This is a genomic window from Pokkaliibacter sp. MBI-7, from assembly GCF_029846635.1.
GTDB lineage: Bacteria > Pseudomonadota > Gammaproteobacteria > Pseudomonadales > Balneatricaceae > Pokkaliibacter.
Map to the genome: position 1 here is coordinate 651192 of NZ_JARVTG010000002.1, position 12331 is coordinate 663522.

Below are 12331 nucleotides of genomic sequence, written 5' to 3' on the forward strand. Positions count from 1 at the left end.
ACAGTGCCATTGCGGGCATCTGCCTTGTATTGAAAGGACAATGCGATTTATGAACCTTGCCAGCTCGTCACGTTATGCCGATGTGCTGATCTGCGGCGGCACCGTGGTGACGCCCAATGGTTGCGAAAGCATCGACGTAGCCTGCGCTGCCGGGCAGATCGTGGCCCTGGGTGATCTGTGCAGGCTATGGCAGGCCGATACGGTGATCGAGGCCACCGGTCTGCATGTGCTGCCGGGCGTGATCGACAGTCAGGTGCATTTTCGTGAGCCGGGCCTGACCCATAAAGAGGATATCGAGGCCGGCACCCGTGGTGCCGTACTGGGTGGGGTGACCGCCGTGTTTGAAATGCCCAATACCCAGCCGCTGACCCTCTGGCAGACCGATCTACAGGCCAAGCTTGATGCCGCGCAGGGCCGGGCATGGTGCAACTATGCCTTCTATATCGGCGGTTCGGCGATCAATGCCGAACAGTTGCCACAGCTGGAGAATCTGCACGGCTGTGCGGGCGTCAAGGTATTTATGGGCAGCTCTTTTGGTGATCTGCTGGCCGATGAGGACAGTGTGCTGCGGCGCATTCTCCACCATGGCCGCCGCCGGCTGGCTGTGCATGCCGAAGATGAAGCGCGGCTGCGCCAGCGCAGGGCGCTGGTGGAGGCCAGTGGAGAGGTCTGCCAGCACCCGCTGTGGCGTGATGAGCAAAGTGCACTGCTGGCCACCCGGCGTATCGTGCAGCTGGCACAGGAAACCGGTCGGCGCCTGCATGTACTGCACGTCAGTACGGCGGAAGAAATGGCTTTTCTGGCCGCGCATAAACAGCGGGTGACGGTGGAGGTGACACCCCATCATCTGTCGCTGGTGGCACCGGACTGCTATCAGCGTCTGGGCTGTCTGGCACAGATGAATCCACCCGTGCGCGAGCATCGCCATCAGCGGGCCCTGTGGCAGGCCATTGCTGACGGAGTGGTCGATGTTATCGGCAGTGACCATGCCCCCCACACGCTGGAGGAGAAGGCCAGACCCTACCCGCACTCTCCCAGCGGGATGACGGGGGTTCAGACGCTACTGCCATTGCTACTGGACCATCTGCACGGTGGCCGCCTCAGCCTGCCACGGCTGGTGGACCTGACCAGTGCCGGCCCTGCCCGTGTGTTCGGGCTGGAGGGCAAAGGTCGCATTGCGCTGGGGTTCGATGCTGACCTGACACTGGTCGACCTCCGCGCCCGGCGCACCATCCATAATCACTGGATTGCCAGCCGTAGCGGCTGGACGCCCTATGACGGCCTGAGCGTCTGTGGCTGGCCCATTCACACACTGGTGAATGGTCAGGTGGTGGTGCGCGATGAAGTGCTGACCGGGGCCATTCCGCAGGGGCGCCCATTGCGCTTTCTCGACGTGCTCCCCGTTTCCCAATCTGCTCAACCGTAAAAAGAGGTCAGGACAGGCACGCCCTGTTTGCCCCCCGTCAGTCCATCGAACAGGTGGAAGAGGGCACCGAACTGGCCCCCCGGTTTGATGAACAGGGGCTGATAAGCTGCGTGACCAGCGATGCAAACAGCGGCGAACTGCTGATGCTGGGGTATATGAATCAGGACGCGCTGGCGCTGACCATCAAGACCGGCGAGGCTCATTACTGGAGTCGGTCACGGCAGGTGCTGTGGCACAAAGGGGCGACCAGCGGACTGGTGCAGAAGGTAGTGGAGATGCGCATTGATGATGATCAGGATGCGGTCTGGCTGCGGGTGAGAGTGGCAGGTAGCGGCGCCAGCTGCCATGTGGGCTATCACTCCTGCTTTTACCGCCGGGTGCCGGTTGGGCTGGAGCGGGCAGCAGGTGAGGCGCTGACCTTTACCGAAGAGCACAAAACCTTCGACCCTCAGCGGGTTTACGGTGATGCGCCCAATCCCACACTGCTGTAACGCTGCATGCCAGAGCACCGGCCCTGACCGCTGCGGCCGCTGAGCGGGGCCATACTGCCATTCGGGTCTGAGATCATTGTCCCGAATGGCAGCCTGTTATAGCCCTGCAGGGGGAGTGAGCTGTCAGCTTTTCCCTAGCGCCACCAGCACCTGCCGTTTGGTGTTGCCGCTGTAGGGGCGGCGACCGTGCATGGCCATATGGTTGTCGACCAATGCTACATCGCCATTTTGCCAGGGCACATCGAAGGTGAAGTCAGCAGACAGGTTGTTGATCAGCTCCAGATCCGCTGCGGACAGATGGGTGCCGTCACCGTAGGTGATCGCGCTGGCCGGATTTTCCCGCACGCCTTTCCAGCCCATATAGGCGGCAATCAGCTGGTTATAGAACACCTGTTTGCCATTACTCAGAGTGATCACCGCTGGCAGCACCGGTGTGGTAGCTCTGAGGCTGCCATCCTCCTGCCACTGCCAGCTGTAACCCAGTTCGGCCAGCTTGCGCTCCGCTTCGTCCTTGTTCTGACAGTTGAGGGTGCTTTTCCAGCTACGGCCTTGCCCTGACTTTTCATCGTTTTCGCCGGGCATCCGCGTGGTGTACTTCAGCCCTTTACTTTCACAGGCCGTGGCCAGCTCGGGCGCAATGATTTTCAGCCGGCTGTACAGCATATCGGAGCGGCACACGGGAGTGGCGCCACCGGCATCGGCTGCCTGCAGACAGAAGAAAAACAGCTTGTCAGGGGAAATGGGCGTTTGTGCCATCTCATGATGGAGAAAAATCTCCACCTCTTTGGGCGCCTCATTGGCGGTAAATACCCGCTCGGTGAAGTTGAGGCGTACGGCGTTGGACAGTGACTCCTTGTAGGTAAAGGTGCGGTAGCCGAACGCGGCTGAGAAGGCGTCGAAGTCTTCCGCTGATGTCAGGGGAAACCCCCTGAACAGCAGCACACCGCTTTCTGCCAGATAAGCCTGCAAGGCGGGCAGATGCTGTGTGATCCAGTCAAGGCTGGCAGTCAGGCTGGTGATCCCGGCGGGGCAGGGAATCACCAGCGGAAAGGCCGAACCGCCGCAGTTGATCTGCCCGGCAAGTGCCTGCGTGGGCACGGAAAGAGTGGACATGGTGTGCTCCTTATCCCATCAGATCAGTCGTAGATGGGATAGAAGGTGTTGAAGGCCGCCTCACAGAACTGCGCCGGGTCATTGAAACGGCGGTTGCAGTTAAGGGCTGAAATGGCCTGCATCTCCGCATCATCCAGAGCGAAGTCAAACAGTGCGAGGTTTTCCTTCAGGCGTTCAGGCTTGCTGGTTTTGGGGATGATAGAGGTGCCGCGCTGAATGCCCCAGCGCAGCACGACCTGTGCCGGGGTTTTGCCCAGCCGCGCCGCTGCCTGCTTGACGGCAGGTTGCTCCAGCACGGAATCCTGCGCTCCAGCCATATTCAGCTCCAGATAAGACAGCGCCCCCAGCGGTGAAAATGCAGTGACCTCCATCCCGTACAGCCTGGCCATGCGGATCAGGTTTTCCTGAGTCAGATAAGGGTGAGCCTCGATCTGCAGCACACTGGGTTTGATGCTGGAATAGGCCATCAGGTCATGCAGCAGGCCCGTGGTGTAATTACAGATGCCGATTTTCTTTACCAGCCCTTCGACCACCAGTTCTTCCATGGCCTGCCAGGTTTCGTGCAGGGGCACGGGGGCAAACTCAATACGCGGCTCGGCCGCTTCCGGCTCAAAGAACCAGGCGGGCGGATAGCGTTTTTCAAAGGGCACGTAGGCCTGTGCGATGGGAAAGTGGATCAGGTAGAGGTCAAGGTAGTCCAGCTGCAGGTCTTGCAGGGTACGCATCAGCGCCGGGCGGACATGCTCTTTGGCATGGTAGGTATTCCACAGTTTGGAGGTCACCCACAGGTCTTCCCGCTGACACAGGCCGTCAGCCAGTGCCCGGGCAATGCCTTCGCCGGTCTGCTGTTCGTTGCCATAGTCACAGGCGCTGTCGAGATGACGATAGCCGGCCTTGATGGCCTCATAAACGGTATCTGCACAGAGTTCGTTGGGGACTTTCCAGAGACCAAAGCCGACGGGAGGGATGGAGCGTTGGGCGTTTGACATAGTTATTGTCCTTATCGTCGGCAGGCAGGAGAGAAGGGCCGGGGACGATGGGTGAAAACGGTTATTTGTCTTATATAAGACAAAAGATGATGCAGGCAGGATGCATAACTGTCAATGTCCATCGCGTATCGGACAGCGTGTGTGCAACAAGATGGCAGCGGCACGAACAGACTGCTGCCTGCTCGTGCGGGGACTTAACACGACCTCTATGCCTGCCGTTTATACCGGTAGGCCTCTACCAGCTCATTAAAGGCTGCACTGCTAAGCTGTGCGCTGACGGCGCGGGCCATCAGCTGCTGGCCGGTCTCGGGCGCCAGTCCGTAAAGGGGTGGGTCACGATCGAGATTGGTAGGGAACGAATAGCCATCGGCAGTGGCAGCAATAACTGCAGCCATCCCGGTTTCATCAATAATCTTATCGGCCACAGCGGCTATCAGCGCGGGATAGACCGCCTGCATCATGGCTTCACGGTTGACGGTTTCCATTGGTCTGCCGAAGGCTGACGATATTTGCAGCAGATTGGCCACCCGCTGGTGACTGAGTGTGTGGTTGTTGCCTGCCGCATGCAGCAGTGCCGGGTTGAAGAACAGCAGATCGCCCTTGTTCAGGGGCAGCTGCACGGCATGCTGATGGAAATAGTCGATCACCTCCGGGTGGCGCCAGGCGAGATAGCCCAGATCGTACTGGTGAGAGAAGGGCAGCAGCAGCGTCGGCCCGCTTTCGACCGGCATGTCGGAGTGTGCGACCGCGCCCTGCAGGGTCAGATGACGTGACAAGCGGTGTACCACCAGCGGGAACTGCTCTGCCACCTGATTGGTCTGAAAGCCGAGATGATAGTCGCGATGAGGCTGCTGGGCCTTGCCACCGGGGCGCACAATATTCACCTGAGCCGTCAGCTGCCAGCTGATGCCGAGCCAGGCTTCTGCCACCAGTCCGAGCAGTGGGTTGGCATAGTATTCGACAAAGGCGTCGGGGCTATGTAGCGCCACTTTCTGCAGGGCATTCCACAGCCGGCCATTGGCACCAGCAGCGGCAAAATGATCAGCCACTACGCCGATTTTGGCTTCCTCTGCCAGTAATGCCTCAAACACGGCGGTCTGGCGATCAAGCACGGCAGCATCGGTAAAGCCCTGTCGAATCACCAGCACGCCCGGGCCATCAGCCAGCACCTGATGCAATTCAGCCAGCACCGCCTGACGCTGTTCGACGATGGCGGCGGTCAGGCGGGCAGCGTCATAAATGACAACGTTGCGACTGACGTCAGCGGCCAGAGGGTAGTCATCCAGACCTGCATGCTGCTGGCACAGACGAGCCAGATCGTTGACATCAACATCCTGACTGTTAAGAAAAACCGGAGAAGGGTGGTTCATGGTCATGGTTCCGTTTTGGTGGCTGGTGTTGTCAGGCAGATCACTCGCTCAAGGTCAGTTTTTGCTCAGGGCGGGGCAGTGCGCCGTCACTGCAGCCGGTCACGCTCTGATCAATGTCGATCACGGCACCGGTCATCATTCCTGACTCTTCCGACAACAGGAACGCTACCGACCGGGCCACTTCCTCAGGCTTCAGCAGCCGGCCGAAGGGTTGCTGTTGTTCGACCTCCTTCAGCCACTGATCACTGGCACTGTGATACTGGCGCTGAATCTCATGCTCATGGGGAGTGTCCATCCAGCCGATATTCAGCCCGTTGACACGAATACGATTGCGCAGCGCACTGAAGGCAACGTTGCGGGTCAGGGTCAGCAGGGCGTTTTTCGAGGCCGCATAAGGGGTCAGATAAGACGGGCCGCCGTGGGTAACGACCGACAGGATATTGACGATGGCGCCTTCAATACCGTCGCGAATCATCAGTTTGATGGCTTCCTGCATCAGAAAGAACGGCGCCCGCACGTTGGTTGCGAAGATCTGATCGAACAGCTCGGGTGATGAGTCGAGGATACCGCCGCGGTCTGACATCCCGGCGCAGTTCACCAGCCCGTGCAAGCTGCCAAAGTGATGGTCGGCAGCGGCAATCAGGGTGCGGCAATCTTCAACACAGGTCAGATCGGTCTTGACGAAATGCGCCTTGCAGCCCAGCTCCGCCAGCTGTCTGACCTGCTGTTCGCCTTTGTCCTGCGAGCGGCCACCGATGATCAGGCCTGCTGCACCACGCATGGCCAGCATGTGGGCGACGGCAGCGCCCAGGCCCTGAGTGCTGCCGGTGACAACGTAATAGCGTCCGGTAAAAGGCTGAGGTGAAAGTGAGGTGAGAGGGGCAGCGGTCATCAATCATTACCTGCGTTGTATTTGTTTTTCTGCAGAGCGCAGACCGTTGATCTTAGTGCGCTCACTGGTTGCATTTGCTGGCACTCAGACTAGCATTGCACTCACCTCATGGAATCCCATAAAAACCTCAAAAAAACCTCAGAGGCGAGCATGCGCGAACTGGCCAAAAAGTTTTCCATCAAGCAGATTGCTGCCCAGGCTGGGGTAAGCAAGGCGACGGTGGACCGGGTGCTGCACGAGCGCAGCAGCGTGCACTATCAGACCCGTCGCCGGGTGGAGCAGGCGTTGCAGGAGCTGTCAGCGCAGGAAGCCAACAGTCTGGCAATGGGTCGAACCTTTCATTTTGATGTGATCATGCATGCGCCGACGCGCTTCACTCGCGCGGTGAGCCATGCCATCACGGCACAGGTGGGGAGCATGGGGCCGTTCCGTATCAGCCCGCGCTTCCATCTGTCTGAAGATATCAGCGTCAAAGAGCTGCAGCGGATGATGGAGCGCTGCGCCAGCAAGGGCACTCAGGGGATTATTCTCAAGGCACCGGATGAACCGCTGATCAGTCAGACCATTAATCGGCTTGCAGAGAATGCCATTCCGGTGGTGACGCTGGTGACTGACCTGCCGCAAAGCCGGCGCATTGGCTATATCGGTATGGATAATCGCATGGCCGGTCGCACCGCAGCCTATCTGCTCAGTCACTGGCTGGACCGCACCCCGCGGCAGGTCGCCGTGGTGCTGAGCAGCAACCTGTTTCGCGGTGAAGAAGAGCGGGAAATGGGCTTTCGCCTGTGGTTACGTGAGCGCGCCCGCCATCTGCAGGTCGTGGCCATCAGTGGCGGCTATGGGGTATATGACAGTACCCGGGCACTGATGCGGGAAACGCTGGTGCAGCATCCCTCTATCACTGCGGTTTACAGTGTCGGTGGCGGTAACCGGGGTATTGTGGATGCCTTTGCTGATCTGAGCCGCCCGCTCGACGTCTTTATTGGCCATGATCTGGACGAAGAGAACCGCGAGCTGCTGGCTGAGGAAAAGATCGGGGCCATCATCGATCACAACCTGATGGTCGATGCCCGTCATGCTTTCCTGTACATGCTGCAGTACCACCGGCAGATGCCGCCAGCAGCCATTCCACCGTCTCAGGTGCAGGTGATTACGCCATTTAATCTGATTTAGTCGTCGTTCAGTTGTACTGGCTGTGCAGGGTAACGGTCACCCTCAACCACGATATCAGCCGCTGCCTTTTCTATTTCTGCGACATCCTCAGCCGACAGCGCAATGCTGGCTGCGCCACTGTTTTCCTCCAGACGGTGCAGTTTGGTGGTGCCCGGGATCGGAACGATCCATTCTTTTCTGGCCAGCAGCCAGGCAAGTGCTATTTGCGCCGGTGTCGCGCCTCCACGTCATGAGGTCAGCTCCCCCAGTTGCTCCAGTGAATTGATATTGTCCAGACGGCTGTCGTCTTCCGGGATATCCAGCGGTTGCACATCCAGCGTCAGTAGCACACGCATCAAACTGCGCTGACCTTCATTCCAGGCGGTTTGCAGTGCCGGAAAATAGCCTTTGGGAATGACAGAAAACATCGGCTGCCACTGACTGCCCTGACGCAGCATGACGGCGGCAGAGGTGCGTCTTCCTTTCAGCATCAGTTCATTGATCAGACTGGCATCGACTCCCGGCGCATCACAGGGAAGCAGTATGCAGCGGTCGTGACGGGCAATGGCCATACCCGCAATCACACCTGCCAGCGGGCCGGGAAAACCAGACTCGGCATCACCGATAATCTGGTCAGAGTAGCGCAGATATTCACGTCGGTTGCGGTTGCAGGAGATGATCAGGTCATCGGTAAAGGGGCGAATCGTATCGTGGATGTGTCGAATAAGCGGTTTACCCTGCCAGGCCACCAGGCCCTTATCGGCTCCTCCCATTCGACTGCCTTGTCCACCGGCCAGCACAAGAAAAGAAAATGCATGCTTCATAGGGTGTCTGCCGCCAGTCAGTTGAGGAAAGAGGCGAGCGTAGCAGCTTATGGTGGGCTCGCCTCAGCATGAAAAAGGAATCTCGTCTAGACTCCGACTACATCATGGGTAATGAGGGTGAAACCATGGAAAATCCATCCCCCGAGCCGATTCCGCATGAGCATGTCATTAAATTGGTGAAAAACGGCTCCCGTCAGTCACTTATATTGCCAGAGAGCTTCAACTTCGACAGCGACGAAATCTTCGTCAGCCGCAATGAACAGACCGGCGATGTGATTCTCTCCAGCCATTCCGGTGATCGCACCATCGAAGCGCTGCTGCAACTGGTTCGCAAGCTCGAACACGAGTCAGACAGTCAGCGCCGCAAGGGTAAAAACACCACCAGTATCAATACCAATACCGAGGAAAAAGACGCCTGAACAGCCGCTCCGGGCTGGTTGCTGGCGCTGTTGTACGTCCATTGGTCGGTAGCCACAGAGCAGGGGCTGGACGCCGTGAGCGTAGTGGGTCAGCATGGCGCTTTCCTGCCGCACCGGGATGCTCTCCCGTTGCCTGCAGACACCATATTCCCTTGTCGATGCCCTTGTCGAAGGAGCCTGCATGACCGCTATCGTCCGCTCAGCGTTGTTTGTCCCCGGAAGCCGCCCCGAGCGCTTTGCCAAGGCACTGGCCACCGGTGCTGATGCCGTCATTGTTGATTTTGAAGACGCTGTTGAAGATCACCTGAAAGAGCAGGCCCGTCAGAATCTGGCCGACTTTCTCCAGCAGCAGCCGGATGCAAAAGTATGGGTACGCATAAATGGCGCCGGTCACCCGGAACAGGCTGCCGATCTGGCATTCTGTGCCGACCAGGCGGGGATTGCCGGAGTGCTGCTGCCCAAGGCTGAAAATGCGGAGCAGGTTCAGACGGCGACAGCCACTGGCAAACCGGTGTGGGCGCTGATCGAAAATGCCAAAGGGTTGCTGGCGGTGCCAGCGATGGCTGCATGCCCCGGCTTGCAGCGTTTGAGCTTTGGTGGGCTGGACCTTGGGTTGGACATTGGCATGGCCAACGGCACCCCGACCGCCGCCATGGTGTATGACCAGATTCGCCTGACACTGTTGCTGCACTCCCGTGTCAATGGCTTACAGCCGCCCCTCGATACGGTCTATCCCGCATTTGATGATGCAGAAGGCTTCAGCGCTAACGTCCGCCATTGCCGGGATATGGGGCTGGTCGGAGGGTTATGTATTCACCCCAGGCAGGTTGCCGTCATGCATGATGCACTGAAGCCTGCTGAACGCGAACTGGACTGGGCTCGCCGTGTGGTCGAAGCCTCAAAAAGCGGTGCCGCCGCCTATCAGGTCGATGGCCAGATGGTGGATGCGCCGGTGCTTGGCCGGGCACGGCGTATTCTGGCGATGGTGGGGGAGTAACATCACCGGGGTACCGTCACAAGCCAGTAAGGCCAGTTGGGACGCTTCCCGGAGTCCATCGCCATGCACATCAAGCAGCAGCATAAGGGTTTATCTGATGTCCGGTCATATACCTGAGCGCTCCGGTGGCGTGCAAAGGAGCCCCTATTCCGGGCTGACGGTGCTGAAAACAAGCCGCATCTGTGTCATTGCAGAGCAATTCAGTGCTGCTCTCGTGTAAGCAGCATGTGCTGAGACCTTCACACGACTTTCAATAATCGACATGGCGCAATGATGCGCAGGGAGACCAGGATGTCATTTGTTCGATTGTTTACTCTTACCGGTGCTCTGCAGGGCATAGGTGTCTGGTGGTTATTCACCACCGTGAGAGATGGCGGCTGGCCAGCCACGCAACCCGTACTGCTGCTGGTGCTGATCTACGTCCTGTGTGGAATGCCGTTGCTTATTTATGGCACTCAGCAGGTTGAAGGGCTGCCGTCCAGACAGCGCGGCATATGGGTGGGGGTGATCACTGCGCTGATAGCTGTACTGGGGGCGACCTCTCAATGGGGGATCGCCGATGACGGCAAGCCTGACCTGCTGATTGCTGATGCCTTTATTACCTGTGTTCTGGCGTTTGTCCTGTTGCAGCTGCTGTGTGGTTATGACTTTACCGGGCGGCGCTGGTCCTATGAGCGCATGTTTTACTACGCCTGGCGTAATGGCTTGCTCTATGCAACCGCTGCACTTATGACGGGTATTTTCTGGGGGGTACTGGCTGCCGGTGTGGGCTTGATGTCACTGGTAGGTGTTACCTGGATAAAGCTTGTCGTCACGCAGCCTGCCTTTATTTGTTGTGCGACGGCAACGACCTTTGCTACGGCCGTATCTCTGGGGCTGACGCGAGCAGGCATGACAGAAAGTATCCGTCGGTTTTTGCTCTCCATCGCGGCGTGGATGCTGCCGCTGGTGCTGGTGTTTTCTGTCATCTGGACACTGGCGTTACCCGTTACAGGTTTAACCTCGTTGTTTGAAACCCGCAGTGCGGCCTTTCTGATGCTGGCATTTACGGCAATGGCGGTGCTGTTTGTTAACTGTGCCTATCAGGAAGGTTCGCACATAGCCTATCCCGGATGGCTGGCCTGGCTGCTGCAAGGCGCATGGCTGACCATGCTGGTAGTCGTCGCCGTTGCATGGTGGGCGCTGGGATTACGCATCGTTCAGCATGGCTGGTCGGAATACAGAATATGGGCAGCAATGGTTGCGACGCTGGCGACGGTCTATGTCGTTGGATACAGCTTGTCCTGGTATCGACGTCAGCGCTGGATGCAGGCGGCTGGAATAACCAACATTGTTGCTGCCATGTTGCTGTGTGCCAGTCTGCTTGTCTTCAGTGCTCCCCCGACTCACATCCGCAAGCTGGCTGTAACGGCGCATCTTGCCCATGTACAGGCATTAGCTGAACAAGGTGATAAGGGAGCCGTACCTGATTGGGATTACCTGCGATGGAGTACAGGTCGGTATGGTCTTGAAGCACTGAAGCAGCTGGAATCGGGTCAGCATCTTCCAGCGGGTGTCAACTGGGGGCAAAAGGCAAAAGCAATGCTGGTAGCAAGCGACGAACCTGATGCAGAGGATAAACCACCTCTGACAGAGGCTGAGTTGGAGGCACAACTAAAGATATTCCCAACAGGGAAAGGCTTGCCGGCGGGATTTATTGCAGCCATTCGGTCAAGCCGTAGCTGGGAACTGCGTCAGTGTGAGCAGAAAGAGTCTGACTGTCATGTATGGATGGGTGACCTGAACGGTGATGGTCAGGATGAAGTGGCTCTGTTTAACGGTCGCTATGGCGCTTCCGTATTCAACCGACAGGGCGCTACCTGGCAACGGCTGGGGCATTTGGAGTCTGATGATGAAGAGCGGAATATCCAGCTGCCACAACTGAATGAGGCTAAGCCAGTTGCACCACTATGGCATGATCTGCAGGTAGGGAACACGCGTTTGCAGTTGCGTATGAACCGATAGCTTTATCATCGCCACAGAATAACACCGTCATTTCTATCGCAGTACGAAGCCCAACGGAGACCAGTGCTGCGTTTTTGTGTGCATTAAGCACGTTGTACTCATGGAGTTTGAGATGTTCAGTAAATCAATCGCTGCCGTTGCGCTGGTTACCCTGGTGACCGGGTGTGCTTCTGTCCCCATGGCCAATAAAGAAGAAGACGGCAAATTTAAGTCTTTCCCCCAGCCGGACGCAGGCAACGCGGGTATTTACGTTTACCGTAATTCGATGTTCGGCTCTGCGCTGAAAAAGGATATCTGGATCGACGATAAATGCGTGGGTGAATCCGCCTCCGGCATCTATTTCTATCTGCAGGTGAAGGGGGATGAGACTCACAAAGTCTCCACTGAATCGGAGTTCTCGCCCAATGACTTGCAGCTGAAGACGGATGCGGGCAAAAACTACTACGTCAAACAGTACATCAAACCCGGCCTGCTGGTTGGTGGTGCCAACCTCGAACAGGTCGACGAGCCTGAAGCTCAGGCAGCGATCGCCAAGCTGCAATTGGCACAACCGGGTAAGTGCAGTAAATAATTTCTGAGTGGGCTGATAGTGGGGTGACGTCGTGACGTTACCCCACTATCTTCACACCTGAGTGTCCCTTGTTTTGACCAAAG

The 12331-nt window shown here is 57.8% G+C and carries 12 protein-coding genes and 1 pseudogene; 7 read left to right on the top strand and 6 right to left on the bottom strand.

Going from position 1 to position 12331, the window contains the following annotated elements; genetic code table 11:
• Positions 1-49: 49 nt before the first annotated feature.
• Together QCD60_RS22605 and hisI are read left to right on the top strand one after the other, a co-directional pair.
• A complete protein-coding gene (locus QCD60_RS22605) occupies positions 50-1426 on the top strand; it encodes a dihydroorotase (RefSeq protein WP_279788674.1) in 1377 nt (458 codons plus the stop codon).
• A gap of 53 nt (positions 1427-1479) precedes the next feature.
• Positions 1480-1917, top strand: a complete 438-nt coding sequence (gene hisI, locus QCD60_RS22610) for a phosphoribosyl-AMP cyclohydrolase (protein ID WP_279788676.1) — start codon at positions 1480-1482, stop codon at positions 1915-1917.
• A gap of 123 nt (positions 1918-2040) precedes the next feature.
• Here hisI and QCD60_RS22615 read toward each other — a convergent pair whose 3' ends face one another.
• From QCD60_RS22615 to QCD60_RS22630, 4 genes are all read right to left on the bottom strand, one after another.
• Complete coding sequence (locus QCD60_RS22615; protein WP_279788678.1) at positions 2041-3030, bottom strand: TauD/TfdA family dioxygenase; 990 nt, start codon at positions 3028-3030, stop codon at positions 2041-2043.
• Positions 3031-3053: 23 nt separating this feature from the next.
• Complete coding sequence (locus QCD60_RS22620) at positions 3054-4019, bottom strand: aldo/keto reductase (protein ID WP_279788680.1); 966 nt, start codon at positions 4017-4019, stop codon at positions 3054-3056.
• 206 nt (positions 4020-4225) lie between these two features.
• Positions 4226-5389, bottom strand: coding sequence for a phytanoyl-CoA dioxygenase family protein (locus QCD60_RS22625; protein WP_279788682.1), 1164 nt, complete (start codon positions 5387-5389; stop codon positions 4226-4228).
• A 40-nt stretch (positions 5390-5429) separates the two neighbouring features.
• On the bottom strand, positions 5430-6281 hold the full coding sequence (locus QCD60_RS22630; RefSeq protein WP_279788684.1) for an SDR family oxidoreductase: 852 nt from the start codon (positions 6279-6281) through the stop codon (positions 5430-5432).
• Between the two features lie 150 nt (positions 6282-6431).
• On the opposite strand from QCD60_RS22630, the gene QCD60_RS22635 reads away from it, so the two are divergent.
• Entirely contained in the window at positions 6432-7454 is a 1023-nt protein-coding gene (locus QCD60_RS22635) for a LacI family DNA-binding transcriptional regulator (protein ID WP_279788686.1), read from the top strand.
• Here QCD60_RS22635 and QCD60_RS22640 read toward each other — a convergent pair.
• Both QCD60_RS22640 and mobA read right to left on the bottom strand, forming a co-directional pair.
• Positions 7451-7663, bottom strand: a pseudogene (locus tag QCD60_RS22640) (aldo/keto reductase); the annotation flags it as partial. The gene QCD60_RS22635 and the pseudogene QCD60_RS22640 overlap by 4 nt on opposite strands.
• Before the next feature lie 18 nt (positions 7664-7681).
• Positions 7682-8257 carry a molybdenum cofactor guanylyltransferase MobA gene (mobA, locus tag QCD60_RS22645; protein ID WP_279788688.1) on the bottom strand — a complete coding sequence of 192 codons (576 nt, stop codon included), beginning with the start codon at positions 8255-8257 and terminating at the stop codon, positions 7682-7684.
• Positions 8258-8325: 68 nt separating this feature from the next.
• Between mobA and QCD60_RS22650 the strand changes: the two genes are divergently transcribed.
• The 4 genes from QCD60_RS22650 (at position 8326) to QCD60_RS22665 (ending at position 12248) form a co-directional block, all read left to right on the top strand.
• Positions 8326-8676 carry a hypothetical protein gene (locus tag QCD60_RS22650; protein ID WP_279788690.1) on the top strand — a complete coding sequence of 117 codons (351 nt, stop codon included), beginning with the start codon at positions 8326-8328 and terminating at the stop codon, positions 8674-8676.
• A 181-nt stretch (positions 8677-8857) separates the two neighbouring features.
• Entirely contained in the window at positions 8858-9673 is an 816-nt protein-coding gene (locus tag QCD60_RS22655) for a CoA ester lyase (protein ID WP_279788692.1), read from the top strand.
• A gap of 291 nt (positions 9674-9964) precedes the next feature.
• Positions 9965-11677, top strand: coding sequence for a DUF4153 domain-containing protein (locus tag QCD60_RS22660; RefSeq protein ID WP_279788694.1), 1713 nt, complete (start codon positions 9965-9967; stop codon positions 11675-11677).
• A gap of 112 nt (positions 11678-11789) precedes the next feature.
• Positions 11790-12248, top strand: a complete 459-nt coding sequence (locus QCD60_RS22665; RefSeq protein WP_279788696.1) for a DUF2846 domain-containing protein — start codon at positions 11790-11792, stop codon at positions 12246-12248.
• The last annotated feature ends 83 nt before the right edge of the window (positions 12249-12331 follow it).

What these genes read in the sequence shown, in the direction of transcription:
- QCD60_RS22605 (WP_279788674.1), top strand. Translation starts at nt 50, where the DNA reads ATGAACCTTGCCAGCTCGTCACGTTATGCCGATGTGCTGATCTGCGGC.
- QCD60_RS22615 (WP_279788678.1), bottom strand. Translation starts at nt 3,030, where the DNA reads ATGTCCACTCTTTCCGTGCCCACGCAGGCACTTGCCGGGCAGATCAAC.
- QCD60_RS22620 (WP_279788680.1), bottom strand. Translation starts at nt 4,019, where the DNA reads ATGTCAAACGCCCAACGCTCCATCCCTCCCGTCGGCTTTGGTCTCTGG.
- QCD60_RS22625 (WP_279788682.1), bottom strand. Translation starts at nt 5,389, where the DNA reads ATGAACCACCCTTCTCCGGTTTTTCTTAACAGTCAGGATGTTGATGTC.
- QCD60_RS22630 (WP_279788684.1), bottom strand. Translation starts at nt 6,281, where the DNA reads ATGACCGCTGCCCCTCTCACCTCACTTTCACCTCAGCCTTTTACCGGA.
- QCD60_RS22635 (WP_279788686.1), top strand. Translation starts at nt 6,432, where the DNA reads ATGCGCGAACTGGCCAAAAAGTTTTCCATCAAGCAGATTGCTGCCCAG.
- mobA (WP_279788688.1), bottom strand. Translation starts at nt 8,257, where the DNA reads ATGAAGCATGCATTTTCTTTTCTTGTGCTGGCCGGTGGACAAGGCAGT.
- QCD60_RS22650 (WP_279788690.1), top strand. Translation starts at nt 8,326, where the DNA reads ATGAAAAAGGAATCTCGTCTAGACTCCGACTACATCATGGGTAATGAG.
- QCD60_RS22655 (WP_279788692.1), top strand. Translation starts at nt 8,858, where the DNA reads ATGACCGCTATCGTCCGCTCAGCGTTGTTTGTCCCCGGAAGCCGCCCC.
- QCD60_RS22660 (WP_279788694.1), top strand. Translation starts at nt 9,965, where the DNA reads ATGTCATTTGTTCGATTGTTTACTCTTACCGGTGCTCTGCAGGGCATA.
- QCD60_RS22665 (WP_279788696.1), top strand. Translation starts at nt 11,790, where the DNA reads ATGTTCAGTAAATCAATCGCTGCCGTTGCGCTGGTTACCCTGGTGACC.